A 19,561-nucleotide genomic window follows, 5' to 3' on the forward strand; every position below is an offset into this window, starting at 1 on the left:
TGCCTCCTCGCACCCCTGCTTCCGGCGCCCACGGGTCCCGCCGCCGACGCTCACGGCATGATCACCCGGGGGGCGTCGGCCGTCCATGGCCGCACGCACAGTCCGCACCTCCCGCAGTTGTTCGCAGGACCAAACAGACCGCCGTACGCTGCGGGTATGGGGCTGGAGAATGTGGGCGCGGCGTTGCGCGGGCGGCTTGCGGAGCTGGGCGTGCGGATGACGGAGCGGATCCGGGCGGACGTCGAGTCGTACGCGGACGACGCGCTCATCCCGTTCGAGTCGCTGCGCGTGTCCTGCGCGGACAACGCCGATCTGCTGCTCGGCCGGTTCGCCTTCGGTGCCGAACCGGACGTGGCGGCCGCGCGGCAGACCGGGCGGCTGCGCGCGGAGCAGGGGGTGCCCCTCGCGGACACCCTGCACGCCTACCGGGTCGGTTTCGAGCTGCTCTGGTCGGAGATGGTCGACGAGGCGCGCCGGCATCCGGAGGTCACGGACGCCGAGCTGGTCGCCGGTTCGTCGGAGATCTGGGCCTTGTTCGGCCGGTACGCGGAGGCGGTCGCGGCCGCCTACCGGGAGGCCAGCGCGGAGCTGGCTCTGCAACGCGAGGCGCGGCGCTCGGCGCTGGCCGAGGCCCTGTTCACGGGCGCGCTCGCGGACCGTACGACCCCGTGGGAGGCGGCCCGGCAGCTCGGCCTGCCGGAGCGGGGCCCGTACGCGGTCGTGGCCGCCGCCGTGCCGGATCCCGGTCAGGAGCCGCTGCCCGGCATCGAGGCGGCGTTGCGCCGGTCCGGGGTGTCGTCGGTCTGGCGGCTGTTGCCGGACCAGCAGATCGGGCTGGTCTCGCTCGTGCACCGGGACGCGGAGACGGTGAGTCTGCGGGCGCTGCGCCGGCGGCGCGCCCGGGTCGGGGTCAGCCCCCGCTTCGACTCGCTGCGCGAGGCCCCGCAGGCGCTGCGCTTCGCCCGGCTGGCCCTGGCCGGGCTGCCCGGGGAGGGGCCGGGGGTCACGCGCTTCGACGACAGCCCGCTGGCCATGCTGGTCGCCGCGGCCCCGGCGGAGGCGAGCCGGCTGGTCGAGGTCGCCCTGGGACCGGTGCTGCGGCTCCCCGAGGTCGAGCGGGCCCGGCTCCTGCGCACCCTGGGCCACTGGTTCACCGCGGGCGGCGCGGCGGCGGAGGCCGCGGAGCGCCTCTTCGTCCACCCCAACACGGTGCGCTACCGGCTGCGCCGCATCGAGGAGTTGACGGGCCGCTCCCTCTCGGATCCGGCCGCACTGGCCGACCTGGGCGCCGCACTGTACGCCCTGCGCCTGCTGCCGTCCTGAGCGCCGCGGACCTCGGCCGGGGTCGTCGGGCCGGCTGCCCGTACACCGCGCGGGCCCCGGGGACACGCCGCCCGGTCAGCGCTCCGCAGGGATCCGGTACACCGACACATGAGAGCGGGACTCGGCCGTGAACGGAGTCCCCGTCCAGTCCGCATGCCGGAACTCCCGCTCGAATCCGGCCAGTTGGGCCATGAGGTCGAGTTCGGCGGGCCAGATGTAGCGGTGCGGGCTGCGGTGGAGCTCGGCCCGTTCGGTGTCGTCGAAGTGGAAGTGGTGGGACACCACACGCTGGTCGAGCACGTCGTAGGTGTCCAGGCCGAGGTATCCGGGTTCGCGGTGCCAGACGGTGGCGGCGGTGCCCGGCGGCAGCGTGCGCAGCTCGGGCACCCCCAGCTCGATCACGAACCGGCCGCCGGGACCGAGATGGCGCGCGGCGTTGCGGAAGCACTCGACCTGCTCGGCCTGGGTCAGCAGGTTGGAGATGGTGTTGTAGACGAGGTAGACGAGGCGGTACGTCCCCGGGGCCAGCGTCGTCGCCATGTCGCCGATGACCACGGGGATCGCCGCCTCGTCGGCCTTGGTACGCAACTGCTCCACCATCGGTTCGGACAGTTCGATGCCGGTGACGGGCACGCCGCGCCGGGCGAGCGGGACGGCGACCCGGCCGGTCCCGATCGCGAACTCCAGTGCCGCTCCGCCGTCCGCCAGCTCGGCGAGGCGCGCCACGGTGGGCTCCAGCACCTCCGGCGCGAACATGCCGGTACCGGGAGTGTCGTAGCGTCGGGCGGTGGCCGCGCCCCAGAGGTTCCGCTGCTCCATGACACCCAACTGTGGCCCCCGGTATATGAGTTGTCGACTCGATATCGACCCTGGCGCACCTGTCTCTCGCGCGCCATTGACACCGGGAGCCAGTCCTCTACGGTAGATCCCCGCACAGCATGTCGCACAGCTTTCGAAATATCGAACGCATCACTCATGCCATCGACATGCGGAGGATTCGTGACCCCACCCCTCGGCAGACGGTCCTTCCTCACGGCGGCCGGCGCGACCACGGCGGCCCTGACGGTGACCGACGCCGGCGCCGCCCAGCCAGCGCCGCACCGGACCGAAGCCCGGCGCCGACAGGCCACCCAGGTGCGGCCGTTCCCGCTGACCGCGGTGACGCTGTTGGCCGGACCGTTCCAGGACAACCAGCGCCGCAACACCGCCTATCTGCGCTTCGTCGACATCGACCGGCTGCTGCACACCTTCCGGCTGAACGTCGGCCTGCCCTCCGGTGCCCAGCCCTGCGGCGGCTGGGAGGCACCGGGCGTGGAGCTGCGCGGGCACTCCACCGGGCATCTGCTCTCCGGTCTCGCGCTCACCTACGCCAACACCGGCGACACCGCGCTGCGCGACAAGGGCCGCGGTCTCGTCACCGCCCTGGCCGCCTGCCAGGCCGCGTCACCGTCGGCCGGTTACGGCAAGGGATACCTGTCGGCGTTCCCGGAGAGCTTCTTCGACCGGCTGGAGGCCGGGACCGGCGTCTGGGCGCCGTACTACACGATCCACAAGATCATGGCGGGGCTGGTCGACCAGTATCGGCTGGCCGGGAACACCCAGGCCCGCGATGTGGTGCTCCAGCTCGGCGAGTGGGTCAATGCCCGTACGGGGAAGTTGGGTTACGCCCAGATGCAGCAGGTGCTGGAGACCGAGTTCGGCGGGATGAACGACGTCCTCGCCGATCTGCACGCGATCACCGGTGACGCGGTCTGGCTGGACGTCGCCCAGCGTTTCACCCACGCCCGGGTCTTCGACCCGTTGGCCGCCGGGGAGGACCGGCTGGCCGGGCTGCACGCCAACACCCAGATCCCGAAGATGGTCGGCGCGATGCGGCTGTGGCAGGAGGGTCTGACCGACCGCTACCGCACCATCGCGCAGAACTTCTGGCAGATCGTCACCGCCCATCACTCGTACGTCATCGGCGGCAACAGCAACGGCGAGGCCTTCCACGAACCCGACGCCGTCGCCGCCCAGTTGTCCAACGGCACCTGCGAGAACTGCAACAGCTACAACATGCTCAAGCTGACCCGGCTGCTGCACTTCGACGCCCCTGACCGCACCGACCTGCTCGACCACTACGAGCGCACCCTGTTCAACCAGATGCTCGGCGAGCAGGATCCGGACTCGGCGCACGGTTTCAACATCTACTACACCGGCCTCGGCCCCGGCTCCTTCAAGCGGCAGCCGTCCTTCATGGGCACGGACACGAACGCGTACTCCACCGACTACGACAACTTCTCCTGCGACCACGGCACCGGCATGGAGACACAGTCGAAGTTCGCGGACACGATCTACACGCACGACGAACGGCGGCTGCTGGTCAACCTGTTCATCCCGTCCGAGGTGCGCTGGCAGGAGCAGGGCATCACCTGGCGGCAGACCACCCGGCTGCCCGACACCGCCTCGACCGTGCTCACGGTCACCGCCGGGAGCGCGCAGCACGAGCTGCTGGTGCGCATCCCGTCCTGGGCCTCCGGCGCGAGCGTCAAGCTGAACGGCCGCGCCGTCAAACCCCCTGTGGGCGCGGGCAGTTGGCTGAGCCTCGACCGCGCGTGGAAGACCGGGGACCGGGTCGAGGTCGCCCTGCCGATGCGCACGACCCTCGAAGCCACCCCGGACGACCCGGACGTCCAGGCCGTGCTGCACGGTCCGGTGGTGCTCGCCGGGGCGTACGGCACCACGCAGAGCCGCTCGATGCCCCGGCTGGACACGGGCACGGTCCGGCGGACATCGGCCGACCCGCTGCGGTTCACCGCGACGGCCGACCAGGAGACCGTGACCCTGCTGCCCATCGCCCGCGTGCACCACCAGTACTACAACGTCTACTGGCTGACCGGCCGGCCCCCGTCCCCGCCCCCTGGTTTCGCCGCCTGGTACCGCTTCGACGAGACCTCCGGCACCAGCGCCGCCGACGCCACGGGCAACGGGAAGACGGCCACCTTGACCGGCGGCGCCGCGTGGGCCCAGGGGCATCTCGCCGGTGCCGTCGCGCTCGACGGCACGGACGGCCATGTCGCCGTCGCCGACGACCTGTTGGCGGGCGCCTCCGCCTACTCGGTGGCCACCTGGGTGAACCTCGCCGGGCAGCCCGCCGCGTGGAGCCGCATCTTCGACTTCGGCACCGGGGTCAGCGCCAACATGTTCCTCACCCCGCTGAGCGACGCGGGCACCCTGCGCTACGCGATCACCACGAGCGGCGGCGGCGCCGAGCAGCGCATCGACGCCGGCCCACTGCCCACGGACCGCTGGGTGCATGTGGCCGTCACCTACGGATCCGGCACGGCCGTGCTCTACACCGACGGCCGTGAGGTGGGCCGGAACACGGCGGTCGCCGTCGAGCCCCGCGACTTCGGCAACCACATCCGGGCCGCGTACATCGGCAGGTCGCAGTACCCGGACCCGTACCTGAAGGCGGCGGTCGACGACTTCCGGGTCTACGGACGGACGCTGACCGCGGCGGAGGTCGCGGCCCTGGCCGACGCGTAGACCCTCGCCGACGGGCAGCCGGGCGCACCCCGGTCACAGGGAGATGTCGATGTCCTCGACGTCGGTGAACTCCACCAGCAGGCCCTGGGCACGGCGTCCGGCGTCGCGGAAGTACATCTCGCCCAGGCCCTGGGCCGCGATGTCCTGCAACTGCGCCTCGGTGGCGCCCCGGTCGCGGGCGGCGAACAGGCGCTCGGCCCAACGGGGCGGCAGGGCCTGGGTGATGTGGCGCAGCCGGGCGTCGTCCGTGGTGCCCGGCGCCGCGGTGAAGCCGAACCGTGCGCGCGCCGAGACGACGATGCCCTCCGCCGTGGCGGCCCGGTCCCTGGCCCGCGCCCGCACCTGGGGCTGCCAGCGCTTCCTGACCTCGCCCGCCAGCCGCGCGGCGAGCTCCTTGCGGGGATGCCGGAGCGTGCCGACGACGTACCGCTCGACGGTGCGCTGCGAGACGCCCAGCAGCTCGGCGGCCGGCCGTGTGCCCTTGAGCTGTTTGACGAGGTATTTCATCTGAGCCTGCGCGGACTTGGGGACGGGGCGGGTGAACGCCCCTTCCAGCGCCCGGTCCAGGCTCTCCCCGACGGTGTCCACGGGCCGCTCCTCTCCACCTCGAGGCGACCTGGCGTCGGCCGTCTCGCAGGCCAGCCTATGCGACGGCGCGGGCGCTGCGGGACATGCGCTCCCACCTCTGTTTTGAACGTGTTCAATTGCATGGCTACGCTGTGCCCCACACGAACGGAGGGGGCGCGATGAAGGTGGTTCTGCCCGGGGGCACCGGACAGGTGGGCACGATTCTCGACCGCGCGCTGACGGCCGCCGGCCATGAGGTCACCGTGCTGACCAGACGTCCCCGGCGGGCACGCCAGATCGGCTGGGACGGGATCACGCTCGGACCGTGGGCCGAGGCGATCGACGGCTGCGACGTCGTCGTCAACCTGGCCGGACGCAGCGTCTCGTGCCGTTACACCCCCGCGAACCTGCGGGCCATGATGGACTCCCGGGTGGACTCCGCGCGGGTGGTGGGCGAGGCCATCGCGGTGGCCGCGCGACCACCGCGGGTGTGGTTGCAGATGAGCACGGCGACGATCTACGCCCACCGCTTCGACGCGGCGCACGACGAGGCGACCGGGGCGATCGGCGGCTGCGAGCCGGACGTGCCGGACTACTGGGCCTACAGCGTGCAGATCGCCGAGAACTGGGAGCGGGCACAGCGCGAGGCGCCGACACCGGCGACCCGGAAGGTGTCGCTGCGCGCGGCGATGGTGATGAGCCCGGACCACGGCGGGGTCTTCGACGTCCTGCTCGGCCTGGCCCGGCTGGGGCTGGGCGGGCCGGTCGCGGGCGGTGCGCAGTACGTCTCGTGGATCCACGACGAGGACTTCGTCCGCGCGGTGGCGTTCCTGGTCGACCGGGAGGACATCGACGGCCCGGTGAACCTCGCCTCCCCCGGCCCTCTCCCCCACCGGGAGTTCATGCGCACCCTGCGCGCCGCCTGGGGCGTCCCCGTCGGACTGCCCGCGACGCGCTGGATGGCGGAACTGGGCGCGTTCGTGTTCCGTTCGGACACCGAGCTGCTCCTCAAGAGCCGCCGCGTGACTCCGGGGCGGCTGCGCGAGGCCGGCTTCACCTTCACACATCCCACCTGGGACTCGGCCGCCATGGACCTCGTCCAGCGGATGCCGGGACGGCCCCGGTGAGTCCGCGCACCCGGAGGCCTTTACTTGAACTTGCAAGCACCCGGTGTATCGTCCCGTCGTGATTCAAATTTGAATCACGCGAACCACCCACGCCTGCTCGGGAGGACGCCGTGCGCGTCGCGATCACCGGGTCCACCGGACTCATCGGCTCCGCTCTCACCCGCTCGCTGCTCGCGGACGGCCACCAGGTCGTCCGTCTCGTGCGGGACCGGTCCGTCGCCGCCCCTCGGGACGGCAGCGAGTCCGCCCACTGGGACCCGGTCGCGGAGCGGGTCCAGCCCGGCGCGCTGGACGGAACCGACGCCGTCGTGCACCTGGCCGGCGCGGGCGTCGGGGACAGGCGCTGGACCCCGGGCTACAAGCGGGAGATCCTCGGCAGCCGGGTGCGGGGCACCGCGACTCTCGCGCGCGCCGTGGCCTCGTCGGCCGCCCCGCCGCGCGTCCTGGTGTCCGCGTCCGCGACCGGCTACTACGGCGACACCGGCGAGCGTGTCACCGACGAGAGCGGGCCGGCCGGGGGCGACTTCCTGGCCTCCGTCTGCGTCGAGTGGGAGGCGGCCGCCGACCCCGCGCGGCACGCCGGCGTCCGCGTGGTGCACCCGCGCACCGGGCTGGTGGTCTCCACCGAGGGCGGCGCGTTCGGCCGGCTCCTCCCGCTCTTCCGGCTCGGTCTCGGCGGCCGGCTCGGCTCCGGCGACCAGTACTGGCCGGTCATCTCACTGACCGACCACATCGCGGCGCTCCGCTTCGCCCTCGACGCCGAAGAGCTGTCCGGCCCCGTCAACCTCACGGCCCCCGAGCCGCCCACGAACCGGGAGGTGACCCGGGCCCTGAGCCGCGCCCTGCACCGCCCGGCGGTCGCGGCGGTCCCCGCCGTCGCCCTGCGCGCGGCGCTGGGCGAATTCGCCGGCAGCATCACCTGCAGCGCCCGTGTCGTCCCCGGCGCCCTGCAGAAGGCGGGCTTCTCCTTCACCCACCCGACGGTCCGCGAGGCGCTCGACTCGGTGCTGGGCACGGCCGGATGAGACCCGGGAACGGCCGGACCCCGACGCGGGAATCCGCCCGCGGGCGGGTATGTCCTCACCGGCGCCGCATGCGGGAACGCCCGGCGCGCGCGACCATGGTCGTCCCCTCGTACGGCGCCGGGTCCCGGCGGAGGACCGGTGGCAAGGGTGACAAGGAGGAAGTCGTGTGCCGACTGTTCGGACTGATCAGCTCCCCCCACCGCACACACGCCACGTTCTGGCTGCTGGACGCCCCCGACAGCCTCAGCGCACAGAGCCACCGCGAGCCCGACGGCACCGGACTGGGCTACTTCGAAGCCGACGGAACGCCGGAGGTGCACAAGGCCCCGATCGCCGCCTATGAGGACCGAGCCTTCGCCCGGGAGGCCCGGGAGATCGAGTCGGCCACCTTCCTCGCGCACATCCGCTACGCCTCCACCGGCGGCCTGGACATGCGCAACACCCACCCCTTCGAGCAGGACGGGCGCCTGTTCGCGCACAACGGGGTGATCGAGGGGCTCGACGAACTCGACCGCCACCTGGGCGAGGACCGGTCCCTGGTGCGCGGCGACACCGACTCCGAGCGCTTCTTCGCCCTGGTCACCCGGGAGACCGCGGCGCACGGCGGCGATGTATCCGCGGGCCTCGCCACCGCGGCGCGCTGGGTCGCCGAGCACCTTCCCCTGTTCGCCCTCAACGTCGTCCTCACCACCGCCGACGAGCTGTGGGCCCTGCGCTATCCCGCCACGCACGAGCTGTACGTGCTGCGCCGCCCGCCCGGCGGTCACCATGGCGCGCGGCACCTGGACCACGCGGGCCGGGACGGCCATCTGCGGGTGCGCTCGGCCCGGCTGGGCGCGCTCCCCTCCGTCATCGTGGCCAGCGAGCCGCTGGACGAGAGCCCGCTGTGGCGCCTGATGGATCCCGGTGAACTGCTGCACATCGGCCCCGACCTGCACACCACGAGCCGGATCGCCCTGCCCGACGCACCGGCCCACCCCCTCACCCTGGCCGACCTCCGACCCACCGCGGCCGCCTCACAGCGTCCCGCGTAGCACAGGCGCACACCGGCGTCGCGCGCTCTCCCGTACGGTCGGGGCATCGGCAGCTCCTCCACCACGGACTGGGTGTACGAAGTCACCGTCGCCGAAGGCGAGTTCGGGCTCCGGCGGATCCGGACGACGAACCCGACGAGCCTGATCCAAACGGCACCCCCGGCCCGGCCCACCCGTCGGGGAGATGCCCTCAGCTTGTCACGGCCGGTTCCGGCCGGTGACGACGGCTCGACCGGAACGAGGCGCACCGGGCTCCCGGTTCAGGCCGCCAGCGGTGTCCTGGTACGGCCCCGGTGCAGTTCCAGGCGCGAGCCGCGGCAGGAGCTGCGCAGCCGGCGGTCGTGGCTCACCACGACCAGCGTGCCCGGGTAGTCGGCGAGGGCCCGTTCCATCTCCTCCACCAGCAGCGGGGAGAGATGGTTGGCCGGCTCGTCGAGCAGCAGCAGGTCCACCGGCCGTACCAGCGGCCGGGCCAGGTCCAGACGGTGCCGCTGCCCGGCGGACAGTGCCCCGGCGGGCGTACCGAGCCTCGCCTCGGCCGCGGCCCTCGGGAACTCCAGCAGGTGAACGAGCAGTTGCGGCAATCGACACCAGCCTGCACCACCTCGCCGAAACCCTCGCCGACAACCCACGGCTCAGCCCGGACCACCTGGCCGATCTCCTGTCTGGTAACTGCCACGATCGATCTCCGGGTTGGGCATCGTGTCGGCCCAGGCCCCGTGCGTTCCAGGGGAGGTGCGCCGAGGCCCTGTCGTCACATTCCCGTCGTCCGCCCGGAGGGCGGGCCACGCGACGTCTGGTGCGTGCAGATGCAAGGCGGAGGAGGGAGTCGACGCGGTGGGGCCCCTCCCGCGCGAGCGCAGCCGAGCGTGGGGGAGTCGGCGACCGACGGCAACGCAGCAGATGCGCGTGCCAGCCGCCGCGCGGCAGGCGGGAATGTGACGACAGGGCCTAGGGAATCCCGGTCGGGCCATGGCGGTCGAGGGCGTCTTCCAGTTCGGCCCGGATGTCCGCGGGCATCTCTCCCGTGCGTCCCCAGATGAGGATCATGTCTGCGACGTTGCGCAGTTTGATGTTCGTGTGCTGGGAGACTTCCTTCAGCACCACCCACGCTTCGTCCGGTGACACCCGACCCAGGGCGACGACCATGCCCATCCCCTGGTCCACCACCGCGTGGGACGTGACGGCTTCCTTGAGCTGGAGGATCTGTTCCTCCAGCCCGGAGATGCGCTCTGTCCCTCCCCGGACGGGTCGGGACCCTGTGCCACGCCGCCATTCTCCCCCTGGACACAGCTGTGCACCATCGCCGTGGTCGCGACCGCACGAGGGTCCCTCGGTGATGGACCGACGCCATGCGGTCGCGTACCGGGTCCCGGCCTGGTGCCGGTTCAGAGTGCGGCCGTGCCGGATGCCTGCGACTCTGGGGGCGAAGGGGCAGGTCCGGAAGGGCCAGGACGGGAGGCGGTCACCGTGGTGATGGCAGATCCGTCGCTTCTGCGGGAACTGGTCGAGCGGTGTGAAAGCCTCAGGCGGAGCCTGGCACGGGGCGGCAGCAGCGCGGAGACTGCCCGCGAACTTGAGGATGTGACGTACACGCTGTGCGTCGTCACCGGCACCCGCCAACTGGACGCAGCGTTGTTCGTGGCCCGTCGGCAGTTGGCCGGCTCTCTGGCCCGGCACCAGCCTCTTCACCCCTCGGGATGAAGAGGCTGACCTGCTCGGTGTTCTCGGGGCCTCCCCGGCTCAAGGCCCGGCTTCGCCCGCGTTGGTCCGGTTCGTCCTCAGCGTGCTCAGGCGGCCGGGGTGAGTTCGGCGCGGCCGAAGAGGAGCGTGTAGCCGGTGGGGAGCCGGCGCAGGATGCGGGTGAGCAGTTCGGTACCGGCCGAGGCGGCGACGGCGGCGAATACGGAGCCGGTGTCCCAGCGCGCGGTGGCCAGGGTGGCGCCGCTGCGGGCGGCTCGAGGGGACGCGGTCCCCACAGCATGCGTCGCCCGCGCTCTCAACGGGCCTGACCGGACTCGGTCACCAGACCGCAGCCGCCGGCCATCTCCGGCCCGTTCCCACCTGACCGCCACCCACCCCGACCTCGCCGAACAGCTCCGGGCGCCGGGCACAGACGGCCTCCACCGGCGCCTGGACCTGCGCTTCGTCCGCGTCCTCCTCGGTCACGACCAGAGGTTCCGCGTCCGCCAGGTCCTCACCCGACGCCCAACGTCACCAGGGCCGCGCGGCGGAACAGCGGTATGCGGGCCGGCGGCGGGACATCTGTGCACGCTTCCCGGGACCTTGCAGGCCTCGCGGCCAGGACCCAGCCCGTGCCCAGGGGCGTGGCCATGCTGACTGCGGTCATCATGCGATCGGCACAGTAGGGGCGTCGGATCTGGACAGCCGTCGACCGCGGCCTGCCCTCACCAAAATGAGCGCGCTAATGTAACAAGGCAGGGCTGACGTGATGACGGCGCCGGATGGCGCCGAGAGGAAGCGTCATGGTGCACGATCCGTGGCAGCGGCCGAGCGGGCGGCATCTGGAGGCCGCACCAGCCGCCGCGTCACAGCAGCAGGCACGGGGCCGGACCGGGGACGGGGCGGCCGCGCAGGAGCCCTCGCCCGCCCTCGGTCGGCACCGCCTCCAGCAGCTGTTGGGCGCGGTCGTGGCGGTCAGCGCCGATCTGGACACCCGCACCGTGCTGCACCGGATCGTGGAAGCGGCCACGGACCTCGTCGGGGCGCGCTACGGGGCGCTGGGCGTGCTCGGGGAGGACGGCGTCTTCACGGATCTGATCACTGTCGGCATCGACGACCCGGACCTGTGCGCCGCCATGGGCCTGCCGCAGGGCCACGGCCTCCTGCACGCCCTGGTGGACGACCGGCGGCCACTGCGGGTGTCGGACATGGCCACACATCCTCGTGCAGTCGGCTTTCCGCCCGGGCACCCGGCCATGCGCACCTTGCTCGGTGTTCCGCTCACGGTGCGCGACACCCTTTACGGCACTCTCTACGTCGCCGACAAGAAGGACGGAACACCCTTCACCAATGACGACGAGGACCTGCTGGAGGCGCTCGCCAGCGCCGCGGGCATCAGCCTTGAAAACGCCAGCCTGTACGAGCGCCTCAAACGCGCCGCCGAGCACTTCCAGCGCCGCATGCTGCCCGTCCTGCCGGACCTGGCCCCGCTCCAGGCGGCGGCCCGCTACGAGCCCGCATCCGAACTGCTCAGAATCGGCGGAGACTGGTACGACGCCATGGTCCTGCCCGACGGTGCCACCTGTGTGGTGGTGGGCGACGTGACCGGACACGACGTCGAGGCCGCCCCGCCGATGGGGCAGATCCGCAACATGCTGCGGGCGCTTGTCGGTGACCGGTACGGGCCGCCCGGAGTGATCGTGTCGCGCCTCGACCGCGCCCTGACGATGCTCGAAAACCCGCCGACCGCCACCCTGGTCCTGGGCCGCATCGAGAACCGCCGGGGGAAGTACACCTTCGGCTGGAGCAACGCCGGGCACCTGCCGCCGCTGCTGATCTGCGCAGACGGCGACACTCGCTACCTGACGCCCAGTCGGCACGGCATACCCGTGGGCATCGACGCGTCCGTCCCCCGGTTCACCCACGAAACCCCCCTCCCGCCCGCAAGCACCCTGCTGTTGTTCACCGACGGGCTGGTCGAGCGTCGCGACCAGGACATCGACACCGGACTGAACGACCTGGCCGAGCAGGCCGCCCGCCTGGCCACGGCACCCCTGGACGAGCTGTGCGACGCCTTGACCACGCGACCGGGCCAGACGTTCGACGACGATGTCGCTGTACTCGCCCTACGCCTCCCGGGCGACCCGAACCACCCGTGCATCGTCGTGTAGCAGCGTGCAATGGCAGCACCATGACCGAAGCCGTCTCACCCTGCCACCCCTGAGACCGGCCGACGCAGGACCGGACCTGCCCCGGCGACCAACCAGGCGTTCGACAACGTCAGCAGCGCCGACTCGCGGAAGGCGCGCTGCCCGAGGAGACCAAGCAGCCAACCGCCGTCGCCAGTCGCACACGTGACACAGTGTGCGTATTGCCTCCAGTGGCACACCTGCCTCACAGAACTCAAGGGCAACAGAACCGGAAGAGGTCAGCCGGAGGCGGGGTGAGGCCAGTGTGCCAGGCTGCCGAGCGCGGGGGCGGATCGCGTTGCTTCCTCCGTCGTGTTGTAGATCTCGTAGCTCTCGCTCATACCGGTGAGTTCGAAGATCCTCAGCATCCGGCTGGAGACGGACGCGATACGCAGCGAACCTTCGTGTTCACGAACGCGTTTGGTGATGGCCACGACCACGCCGAGCCCCACCGAATCCATGAAGGTGACGAAGCCCAGGTCGAGGACGAAGTGGCGGTATCCCTCATCAATGAGCTTGATCACCGCTTCACGGATCATGGGTGAGGTATGGGCGTCCACTTCACCGTCGACCTCGACAACGGTCCAGCCGTTCGCCACGTCGTAGCTCGCCATCATGCTCTGGTGCCGAACGAGGTTCGTTCGCATGGCCATCCCTCTTCACGACTGCGGTGATCTGGCCCCCACGGTCGACACTCGTGTCGTCGTCGGCGGCTCGCGTGCCCGCTCGTCACCGGTTCTTGGTCAGCCACTGTGCCAGGACGGCCGCCTGGCTGTGCCTCACGTCTTTGGTGGCGGTCACCAGCAGGAGCTTGTCGTGCGCCGCCAGGTCACGCAGATGTTCGACAGCCTCACGGTGCCCGGCGTCACGGAGTTCCGCAAGGTAGCGGCGGCGGAACTCGGTGAAGCGGCTGGGCTCATGGCCGTACCACTTGCGCAGCTCGCTCGACGGGGCGATATCGCGGAGCCACTCGTCCAGATGCGCGTCCTCCTTGCGCATACCGCGCGGCCAGACCCGGTCGACCAGCACGCGCTTGCCGTCCTTGGGTGATGTCTCCTCGTAGACTCTGCGACAGGCGATCTGTGTGGCCATCGCGCCGCCCTCCAGACAGATGCACCCCGGCCTTGAGCGGATGGACGACCTCACCCCCGGCCGCGGAGCGAATGTTCTTGACTTATCCATTTTATCGAGGTCCGGTCACGTTCATGCCCCTCAATTCGACGGCAGTCCGGTGCTCGCCGTGGTGGCGCACTGTCACCGCGAACGGGCCCCAGCGCGCGGCCGGAGCGCAGCGGACAGACGACGGAAGGAATGAGATCCGCGCATCGGGCACTGATCGTCGTGGATGTGCCGAGCGACTTCTGCGGGAGGGACCTGGCTGTCAGCGGCGGACCGGAAGTGCGCGACAGCGGAGGACGCCACCCGAGTGCCATGGGTCTACTCGTCTGAAGGCCAGCCGGTCGGGCGATCGGTCGGTAGGGCCCGCAAGGTGGGCTGGAGGGAGGATGCCCAGCTCTGCTCGCGCCGGAAAGCGGTTTCGCACCGGTCGCCTCCAGCGCGGCTACCCGGCGGCCTGCCCGGGGCCGGGCACCGGTTCGAGCTTGGTCACCGCGAACTCGATCCGGACGTCGTCGGCCAGCTTCAGTGCGCCGAGGAAGGCGCTGTACGGCTTGATGCCCCAGCCGGGCTGGGTGACGATCGCCGAGCCGCACACCATGCCGTCCCCGTCGCTTCCTCCGTGCACGGTCACCGGGTGGGTTCGGTCCTTGATGGTGAGATCTCCGGTGATCTCGAAGGACTCAAGCGTTCCCGTGACGCCCGTGGAACGGAAAGTGATGACTGGATACTGCGCCGTGTGCAGCAGAGCCTCGCCCTCCAGCGTCCGTTTGATGTCGGCGCGGTCGGCGTCCGTCAGGGGCTTGATCCCGCCGGCTCCCTCCCGGACGGTCAGCGATCCGGTCTCGACCGTCACGGTCACCGACGACTTCCCGGGGTCGGCCGCGACAACCACCGCGTTCCCTGACCATCGGGTGGCCTCGATCGTGAGGTCATGACCCGCCTTCCGGCCCAGTCCGGCGCGGCCCGTCTTGATCAGCAGGCGGGCGGTGGGCGATCCGAAACCGTACGTTCCATCACTGACTGACATAAATCCGACTCTAGGTGACGGGGCAGGGTTTCTCCGCAGACCTGTTGAGGTGCACCGGGTGCTGGCCGGTTGCCAGCAGGATGCGCACTGCACGAAACCCGACTGACACAGGCTCGTCAGTGCGACAGGCTGTCCGTTTGCCGTACTGACGAATGAAAGGCAGTCCGCATGCCGCACCCTGCACCGCAACCGGCTGCCGAGTCGACCGACCTGCTCACCGCGGAACTGGTGGTGGACATGGCCGCCCCCGTGGCACCGGCCATCTCGCCGGACGGGCGCCTGGTCGCCTACGGCGTGGTCGCGAACAGCGGGAGGGACGGACGTCCGCACAGCTCTGTATGGGTCGCCGCCGCCGATGGCAACGCAGCCCCGCGCAGGCTGACCGACGGCACGGCCCGCGACGCCGCCCCGAAATGGGCGTCGGACTCGGCTTTTCTGTTTTTCACCTCCGACCGCGAGGAGCGGGGCACTGCTCAACTTCAGCGGATCCTTCTGGACGGCAGCGAGGACAGCGCCGAGGCAGAGTCCCTGACCAGGTGGCGCGGGGGCATCTGCGACCACTACCCGCTCGCCGACGGCCGCACCGTCGCACTGCTCGCCGAGGACGAGCCCACCGCGGAGGACGAGCGCCGGGAGGCCGAGGGCGACGACGCGAAGGTCTGGGGCCGGCACCTCCCGGTCACCCGGCTGCGCCTGCTTGACCTGATGACCGGCGTGGTCCGCACCGTGAACGGCCTCGGGGACCGCCATGTCGTGGAGGTGGCCCAGCGTCCCGACGGCGGCCCGCTGGCCGTGCTGAGCTGGGCCACCCCCGAACTCGACCCCGGCGTCACGACGGCAAGACTGCATCTGCTCGCCCCGGAGACGGGGGCCGTCCAGGACCTGGGCCATGTCGGCGTCGAGGCCCAGTCCCCGGTCTGGTGGAATCACGACGCGACATGGCATCTGGCCCACCTGGCGGTGCCCCCTGGGCACTTGGTAGGCGCACTCGCCGTGATCGACACGGTCCCGCCGGCGACCGGCCCGACCGTCGAACAGCGCAATCTCACGGTCGGCATGTCCGCCTGCCCCACCGAGCTGGTGCAGGTCTCCGACGGGCCGCCCCTGGCGCTGTTCGCCGACGGGCTGGATACCGCGCTGTACCGGCTCGATCCGCAGTCGCTAGGGTTCCGCCGATTGTCCTGCACGACCGGCACAGTCGCCGGGCTCACTGCGAGTCACTCCGGAGAGACCCTGGCTGTGCTGGCGAGCACGGCGTACGAGCCCATGAACGTCCACGCGGGACCCACGGGCGGGCCGCTGGTGCGGCTCAGCGACACCAGTCCCGAACTGCACGGAATCCGCTGGGGTGTCCAGGAGCGGCTCAGCTACCGGGCGTCCGACGGACTCCAGTTGGACGGCCTGCTGATCCTGCCTGCCGGCCGGACTCGGGACGACGGTCCCTTCCCGCTTGTCACCCTGGTCCACGGAGGCCCCTACTTCCGCTCCGCCGACGGGTTCGCACTCACTGTGGTCGACTGCGGCCAGTGGCTGGCGACGGCCGGATACGCGGTCTTCCTGCCCAACCCCCGGGGCGGGTCAGGCCATGGCCATGAGTTCGCCGCCGCGGTGGCGGGCGCGGTGGGCGGCGACGAGTGGACCGACATCCTCGCCGGGATCGAGCTACTGGTCGCCGAGGGAGTCGCCGATCCCGAACGCCTGGGCATCTCCGGCTGGAGCCACGGCGGTTTCACAGCGGCCTGGGCCATCGGCCAAACCGATCGGTTCAAGGCCGCCATAATGGGCGCCGGCATCAGCGACTGGGGCATGCAGGCCGGGACCGGCGACGACGGAATCCTGGACGCGGCGCTCGGCGGCAGCACCGGCTGGAACGGGCCGGGACCGCACATCCACGACCGGAACAGCCCGATCTCCTACGTGTCCCGGATTCGCACCCCGGTCCTGATCCTGCACGGCGAGCAGGACACCAACGTCCCACTCGGCCAGGCGGTCCACTTCCATCGCGCACTGCGCCACTTCGGCGTCGAGCACGAGTTCATCGTCTACCCCCGAGAGGGGCACGGGCTTCACGAGCGCGCCCATCAACTCGACGCCCTCCGGCGCACCCGCGCCTGGTACGACCGCTGGCTGTAGGCCCGTACCAGGGTGGGCACCGAGTCGTGAACAACGAGTGGCGAAAGCGAGCTCTTTGATCCAGATCATCGATGCGCGTAAGCAGAGGCGAGCGAGGTAGCCGATGGCGGATGCGTCGTCGCTCCTCGCGCCCGGGATCGGCGTCCTGTCCGGTCTGTTCTTCAGGACTGCCCCCTTTGGCCTGGTCTTCTCCTCTCCGATGGCGCCCTTCTCCAGAGCGGTCAGGACGTCTTCGCCCAAGTGCGTCCCGGCGGCGTCGTGGTGGGCACGCGTAGTGGTGGAGTCGATGCTGACCAGGTGTGCTGACCGTCCGCCCCGCCGGTACCGTCCCGAACGCCGGCAGCGGGGACGACGCCGGGAAGAGGATCCGGAGCGGCACGCCGCCATCGGCGCCGGCGCCGACGACTCGCCCACCAGACGCCGACGGCACTCTGGACGCGGTGGACTCCATGATCGAGAGTCAGCACCACGCAGTCCCACCCCCCGGTGAGGAAATCTGGATCACGCGGGGCGGCGGGGTGGAGCCGGGTCGGAGGGCGTGCGGGACGCCATGCGGCAGCAGGACGAACTGCCCCCTGCCGGCGGTGTGGACGGTCCCGTCGAACTCGATGTCCAGCTTGCCGTCGAGCACATAGACGCACTCGTCTGCCACGTGGTGCGTATGGTGCGGGATCGGCTGCGCCACCGTGACCTGCAGCAGCGAGAAGAGCCCATCGGAGTCGGCCGTTCGGGCCTTGACGCTCAACGCGGGCGGTAGCGCCGCTCATCTCTTCGCGGTGGTCAGCTCGTGCTCTGCCCGGCTTCCTCCATGACCGGGATGTGCAGGGTGAGCACGCCCGCGTCGTACTTCGCGCTGATCTTCTCCAGATCGAGCGACTCGCCCAGGAAGAGCTGACGGCTGAAGACACCGTGCGGCCGCTCGGCCACGAGCAGGTCGGCTTCCTTGGCGTCCGGGCCGAGTCGCTCCGCCCGTACGGTCAGGACGTTGCGCTCCACGTTGAGATCGACGGTGTCCGGGTCGACGCCGGGCAGGTCGAAGTGAACGATGAAGGCGTCCCCGCTCTGGTAGGCATCCATCGGCATGGAGGCCGGCCGGGCGAGGGTGCCGAACACCTGCTGAGTGAGCCGGTCGAGGTCCCGGAAGGGGTCCGTGCGGATGAGCACCATCGTTCAGCTCCTTTCGCCTGGTGGGAACCGGTTCGTTGGCACTTCGCCGGTCCGGGCTCCGGGAGCCCGGAGCCCTCGGCCACGGTCCAGGTGATCATCTCCGCCTTCCGGCGTCAGCCCTGGCAGGCAGGGCATGGACATGGTCGAGGAGGGAGATTCCAGACGGCGCGTCCGGTCGGTGTTGACCTCGGTACGACGAACTCGGTGGTCTCGGTCCTGGAGGGTGGCGAACCCACCGTCATCACCAACACGGGGGGAGCACGGACCGCCCCGTCGGTCGTGGCGTTCTCCAAGATCGCCGCGTCCGCAGAAGGCGGCCAGGTTGCGGGCCGCGGTCCGGCCCTGGGGGACGGCGTGCTGTGCGGTCATGGGGGTGAGCTGGCCGGGGCGGGCCGGGTCGGGGACCGCTGCGGCGTCGCCCCACGCGAAGGCGTCGGGGTGGCCGGGGACCCGCAGGTATGCGCCGACGCAAAGGCGGCCTTTCTCGGTCGGCAGGCCTAGGCCGGCGACGAGGGGGTCCGGGCGCACCCCGACGCACCGGACGAGAGTGCGTGTGGGGATGAACTCGCCGGTGGGCAGGGACACTCCCTCGGGGGTGGCTTCCTGCACGGAGGTGCCGGTGCGGATGTCGACGCCGAGGCTCGCGAGGACGTGGGCGGCCGTACGGGACAGGCGTGGGTCGAGTTCGGGCAGGACTCTGTCGGCGAGGTCGAGGAGCAGCCGGCGGGGCCGGTGATCGGTGCGCGCCTGGGGGTGCCAGGTCGGGCGGCGGGGGGCCGGATGATCACCAGCACGCGATACTTCTACAGACCTGTAGATCGAGCGCGGAGGCAGTCCTGATGTTCGGCTTGAGCGAGCCGGCCGTGATCCTGGCGGTCGTGGCCGTGATCGTCGGGATACGCAGGCTGCCGGAGCTGACGCGGTCGGCGGGCAGGGCGACGCGGATCTTCAAGAGCGAGGCCAGGGCGCTGAGGGACGAGGAGACACCGGAGCGCCGTACGCGTCGGTGAGCTGATCCGAGTGACCCGACTCACCAGATCAAAACTTGCGCAACCTCTAAACTGTGCGCCGTGGACACTACCGAAGTGACGGGTTGGGAGACCGCCGTACTCAAGGGCGGGCCGGCGGACGGGCTGCGGATGAAGGTCGCCGACCGGCCGCGCGTGATCCAGGTGACGTGCCCCTGCAAGCTGGAGGCCGCCTCCCCCGACGGCGTACGGGCGGAAGCCGTGTACCTGTACCGCCGCGACTACAGCGTGACCGACGAGCCCCTGCGGTACGGCTTCGACATCGCCAGCCCCTGACCGGCGCGGCGGGCGCGACTCAGTCGACCGGTCGGGCCTCGGTGACGGGGGCGGGGGCCGGCTGAGTCGAGCCGTCGTCCTTCATGGCCTTGGCCTCGCTCTTGAGGATGCGCATGGACTTGCCCAGCCCGCGCGCGGCCTCCGGCAGCTTCTTCGAGCCGAACAGCAGGATGATGATGATCGCGACGATCAGCAGGTGCCAGGGTTCCAGTCCGTTGCGCAGCATGACGCCCGCCCCTCTCCAGATACTTTTTCCAGATTGCCGTTTTGCGCAACTATACGACCGTGCGCAAGTCCCCCCGATGCCGCTCAGGAGGCGGAGTCGGGAACGTTTC

Annotated in this window: 20 protein-coding genes and 4 pseudogenes; 11 read left to right on the forward strand and 13 right to left on the reverse strand. The window is 71.0% G+C overall.

The window, feature by feature from the left end; all coding sequences use genetic code 11:
• The first annotated feature begins 156 nt into the window (after nucleotides 1-156).
• Nucleotides 157-1,323 (forward strand): PucR family transcriptional regulator, encoded by a 1,167-nt coding sequence (locus tag BIV23_RS03475; RefSeq protein ID WP_245790342.1) that lies wholly within the window; start codon nucleotides 157-159, stop codon nucleotides 1,321-1,323.
• A gap of 75 nt (nucleotides 1,324-1,398) precedes the next feature.
• Here BIV23_RS03475 and BIV23_RS03480 read toward each other — a convergent pair whose 3' ends face one another.
• Nucleotides 1,399-2,142: a class I SAM-dependent methyltransferase gene (locus tag BIV23_RS03480; protein WP_071379217.1), complete on the reverse strand. Its 744-nt coding sequence runs from the start codon at nucleotides 2,140-2,142 to the stop codon at nucleotides 1,399-1,401.
• A gap of 156 nt (nucleotides 2,143-2,298) precedes the next feature.
• Between BIV23_RS03480 and BIV23_RS03485 the strand changes: the two genes are divergently transcribed.
• On the forward strand, nucleotides 2,299-4,851 hold the full coding sequence (locus BIV23_RS03485; RefSeq protein ID WP_071379218.1) for a glycoside hydrolase family 127 protein: 2,553 nt from the start codon (nucleotides 2,299-2,301) through the stop codon (nucleotides 4,849-4,851).
• Between the two features lie 33 nt (nucleotides 4,852-4,884).
• Here BIV23_RS03485 and tpg read toward each other — a convergent pair whose 3' ends face one another.
• A complete protein-coding gene (gene tpg, locus BIV23_RS03490) occupies nucleotides 4,885-5,439 on the reverse strand; it encodes a telomere-protecting terminal protein Tpg (RefSeq protein ID WP_071379219.1) in 555 nt (184 codons plus the stop codon).
• Between the two features lie 158 nt (nucleotides 5,440-5,597).
• Here tpg and BIV23_RS03495 point away from each other — a divergent pair, with 158 nt between their 5' ends.
• From BIV23_RS03495 to BIV23_RS03505, 3 genes are all read left to right on the forward strand, one after another.
• Nucleotides 5,598-6,545 (forward strand): TIGR01777 family oxidoreductase, encoded by a 948-nt coding sequence (locus BIV23_RS03495; RefSeq protein ID WP_071379220.1) that lies wholly within the window; start codon nucleotides 5,598-5,600, stop codon nucleotides 6,543-6,545.
• 110 nt (nucleotides 6,546-6,655) lie between these two features.
• On the forward strand, nucleotides 6,656-7,570 hold the full coding sequence (locus BIV23_RS03500; RefSeq protein ID WP_071379221.1) for a TIGR01777 family oxidoreductase: 915 nt from the start codon (nucleotides 6,656-6,658) through the stop codon (nucleotides 7,568-7,570).
• 164 nt (nucleotides 7,571-7,734) lie between these two features.
• Nucleotides 7,735-8,604: a class II glutamine amidotransferase gene (locus BIV23_RS03505; protein WP_071379255.1), complete on the forward strand. Its 870-nt coding sequence runs from the start codon at nucleotides 7,735-7,737 to the stop codon at nucleotides 8,602-8,604.
• A gap of 260 nt (nucleotides 8,605-8,864) precedes the next feature.
• Here the strand turns inward: BIV23_RS03505 and BIV23_RS03510 are convergent.
• A pseudogene (locus tag BIV23_RS03510) lies at nucleotides 8,865-9,131 on the reverse strand (ATP-binding cassette domain-containing protein); the annotation flags it as partial.
• 424 nt (nucleotides 9,132-9,555) lie between these two features.
• Nucleotides 9,556-9,831: an ANTAR domain-containing protein gene (locus BIV23_RS03515; protein ID WP_071379256.1), complete on the reverse strand. Its 276-nt coding sequence runs from the start codon at nucleotides 9,829-9,831 to the stop codon at nucleotides 9,556-9,558.
• A 249-nt stretch (nucleotides 9,832-10,080) separates the two neighbouring features.
• Between BIV23_RS03515 and BIV23_RS03520 the strand changes: the two genes are divergently transcribed.
• Nucleotides 10,081-10,308, forward strand: a complete 228-nt coding sequence (locus BIV23_RS03520; protein ID WP_342746345.1) for a DUF5133 domain-containing protein — start codon at nucleotides 10,081-10,083, stop codon at nucleotides 10,306-10,308.
• A gap of 86 nt (nucleotides 10,309-10,394) precedes the next feature.
• Here the strand turns inward: BIV23_RS03520 and BIV23_RS03525 are convergent.
• Nucleotides 10,395-10,565, reverse strand: a pseudogene (locus BIV23_RS03525) (DUF2267 domain-containing protein); the annotation flags it as partial.
• Nucleotides 10,566-10,626: 61 nt separating this feature from the next.
• Nucleotides 10,627-10,773, reverse strand: coding sequence for a hypothetical protein (locus tag BIV23_RS50130; protein ID WP_177239683.1), 147 nt, complete (start codon nucleotides 10,771-10,773; stop codon nucleotides 10,627-10,629).
• A 317-nt stretch (nucleotides 10,774-11,090) separates the two neighbouring features.
• On the opposite strand from BIV23_RS50130, the gene BIV23_RS03530 reads away from it, so the two are divergent.
• Nucleotides 11,091-12,458, forward strand: a complete 1,368-nt coding sequence (locus BIV23_RS03530) for a PP2C family protein-serine/threonine phosphatase (protein ID WP_079172922.1) — start codon at nucleotides 11,091-11,093, stop codon at nucleotides 12,456-12,458.
• A 257-nt stretch (nucleotides 12,459-12,715) separates the two neighbouring features.
• Here BIV23_RS03530 and BIV23_RS03535 read toward each other — a convergent pair whose 3' ends face one another.
• The 3 genes from BIV23_RS03535 to BIV23_RS03545 all read right to left on the reverse strand — a co-directional run bounded on the left by BIV23_RS03535 (nucleotide 12,716) and on the right by BIV23_RS03545 (nucleotide 14,622).
• Nucleotides 12,716-13,123, reverse strand: a complete 408-nt coding sequence (locus BIV23_RS03535; RefSeq protein ID WP_177239685.1) for an STAS domain-containing protein — start codon at nucleotides 13,121-13,123, stop codon at nucleotides 12,716-12,718.
• An 82-nt stretch (nucleotides 13,124-13,205) separates the two neighbouring features.
• Entirely contained in the window at nucleotides 13,206-13,568 is a 363-nt protein-coding gene (locus BIV23_RS03540; RefSeq protein ID WP_071379224.1) for a DUF488 domain-containing protein, read from the reverse strand.
• A gap of 469 nt (nucleotides 13,569-14,037) precedes the next feature.
• On the reverse strand, nucleotides 14,038-14,622 hold the full coding sequence (locus BIV23_RS03545) for a YceI family protein (RefSeq protein WP_071379225.1): 585 nt from the start codon (nucleotides 14,620-14,622) through the stop codon (nucleotides 14,038-14,040).
• Nucleotides 14,623-14,790: 168 nt separating this feature from the next.
• On the opposite strand from BIV23_RS03545, the gene BIV23_RS03550 reads away from it, so the two are divergent.
• Nucleotides 14,791-16,755: an alpha/beta hydrolase family protein gene (locus BIV23_RS03550; RefSeq protein ID WP_071379226.1), complete on the forward strand. Its 1,965-nt coding sequence runs from the start codon at nucleotides 14,791-14,793 to the stop codon at nucleotides 16,753-16,755.
• A gap of 460 nt (nucleotides 16,756-17,215) precedes the next feature.
• Here BIV23_RS03550 and BIV23_RS03555 read toward each other — a convergent pair whose 3' ends face one another.
• Nucleotides 17,216-17,407, reverse strand: coding sequence for a cupin domain-containing protein (locus tag BIV23_RS03555; RefSeq protein WP_245790343.1), 192 nt, complete (start codon nucleotides 17,405-17,407; stop codon nucleotides 17,216-17,218).
• A gap of 128 nt (nucleotides 17,408-17,535) precedes the next feature.
• Nucleotides 17,536-17,922 carry an Hsp20/alpha crystallin family protein gene (locus tag BIV23_RS03560; RefSeq protein ID WP_071379228.1) on the reverse strand — a complete coding sequence of 129 codons (387 nt, stop codon included), beginning with the start codon at nucleotides 17,920-17,922 and terminating at the stop codon, nucleotides 17,536-17,538.
• Between the two features lie 204 nt (nucleotides 17,923-18,126).
• On the opposite strand from BIV23_RS03560, the pseudogene BIV23_RS48310 reads away from it, so the two are divergent.
• A pseudogene (locus BIV23_RS48310) lies at nucleotides 18,127-18,216 on the forward strand (Hsp70 family protein); the annotation flags it as partial.
• Between the two features lie 105 nt (nucleotides 18,217-18,321).
• On the opposite strand, the pseudogene BIV23_RS48315 reads toward BIV23_RS48310, so the two are convergent.
• Nucleotides 18,322-18,756 (reverse strand): annotated as a pseudogene (locus tag BIV23_RS48315) (FAD-dependent oxidoreductase); the annotation flags it as partial.
• 5 nt (nucleotides 18,757-18,761) lie between these two features.
• Here BIV23_RS48315 and BIV23_RS03575 point away from each other — a divergent pair.
• Both BIV23_RS03575 and BIV23_RS03580 read left to right on the forward strand, forming a co-directional pair.
• On the forward strand, nucleotides 18,762-18,932 hold the full coding sequence (locus BIV23_RS03575; protein WP_071379231.1) for a twin-arginine translocase TatA/TatE family subunit: 171 nt from the start codon (nucleotides 18,762-18,764) through the stop codon (nucleotides 18,930-18,932).
• A gap of 60 nt (nucleotides 18,933-18,992) precedes the next feature.
• Nucleotides 18,993-19,226 (forward strand): hypothetical protein, encoded by a 234-nt coding sequence (locus BIV23_RS03580; protein WP_245790344.1) that lies wholly within the window; start codon nucleotides 18,993-18,995, stop codon nucleotides 19,224-19,226.
• Between the two features lie 19 nt (nucleotides 19,227-19,245).
• On the opposite strand, the gene tatA is transcribed toward BIV23_RS03580, so the two are convergent.
• Nucleotides 19,246-19,452, reverse strand: a complete 207-nt coding sequence (gene tatA / locus BIV23_RS03585; RefSeq protein ID WP_071379233.1) for a Sec-independent protein translocase subunit TatA — start codon at nucleotides 19,450-19,452, stop codon at nucleotides 19,246-19,248.
• Nucleotides 19,453-19,561: the final 109 nt, after the last annotated feature.

It is taken from the genome of Streptomyces monashensis (assembly GCF_001866665.1).
Taxonomy (GTDB): domain Bacteria; phylum Actinomycetota; class Actinomycetes; order Streptomycetales; family Streptomycetaceae; genus Streptomyces; species Streptomyces monashensis.

Bases quoted from the DNA above. Each gene is read 5' to 3' on its own strand.
- BIV23_RS03475 (WP_245790342.1), top strand. From the start codon at position 157: ATGGGGCTGGAGAATGTGGGCGCGGCGTTGCGCGGGCGGCTTGCGGAG.
- BIV23_RS03480 (WP_071379217.1), bottom strand. From the start codon at position 2,142: ATGGAGCAGCGGAACCTCTGGGGCGCGGCCACCGCCCGACGCTACGAC.
- BIV23_RS03485 (WP_071379218.1), top strand. From the start codon at position 2,299: ATGCCATCGACATGCGGAGGATTCGTGACCCCACCCCTCGGCAGACGG.
- BIV23_RS03495 (WP_071379220.1), top strand. From the start codon at position 5,598: ATGAAGGTGGTTCTGCCCGGGGGCACCGGACAGGTGGGCACGATTCTC.
- BIV23_RS03520 (WP_342746345.1), top strand. From the start codon at position 10,081: ATGGCAGATCCGTCGCTTCTGCGGGAACTGGTCGAGCGGTGTGAAAGC.
- BIV23_RS03530 (WP_079172922.1), top strand. From the start codon at position 11,091: ATGGTGCACGATCCGTGGCAGCGGCCGAGCGGGCGGCATCTGGAGGCC.
- BIV23_RS03535 (WP_177239685.1), bottom strand. From the start codon at position 13,123: ATGCGAACGAACCTCGTTCGGCACCAGAGCATGATGGCGAGCTACGAC.
- BIV23_RS03540 (WP_071379224.1), bottom strand. From the start codon at position 13,568: ATGGCCACACAGATCGCCTGTCGCAGAGTCTACGAGGAGACATCACCC.
- BIV23_RS03545 (WP_071379225.1), bottom strand. From the start codon at position 14,622: ATGTCAGTCAGTGATGGAACGTACGGTTTCGGATCGCCCACCGCCCGC.
- BIV23_RS03550 (WP_071379226.1), top strand. From the start codon at position 14,791: ATGCCGCACCCTGCACCGCAACCGGCTGCCGAGTCGACCGACCTGCTC.
- BIV23_RS03560 (WP_071379228.1), bottom strand. From the start codon at position 17,922: ATGGTGCTCATCCGCACGGACCCCTTCCGGGACCTCGACCGGCTCACT.
- BIV23_RS03575 (WP_071379231.1), top strand. From the start codon at position 18,762: ATGTTCGGCTTGAGCGAGCCGGCCGTGATCCTGGCGGTCGTGGCCGTG.
- tatA (WP_071379233.1), bottom strand. From the start codon at position 19,452: ATGCTGCGCAACGGACTGGAACCCTGGCACCTGCTGATCGTCGCGATC.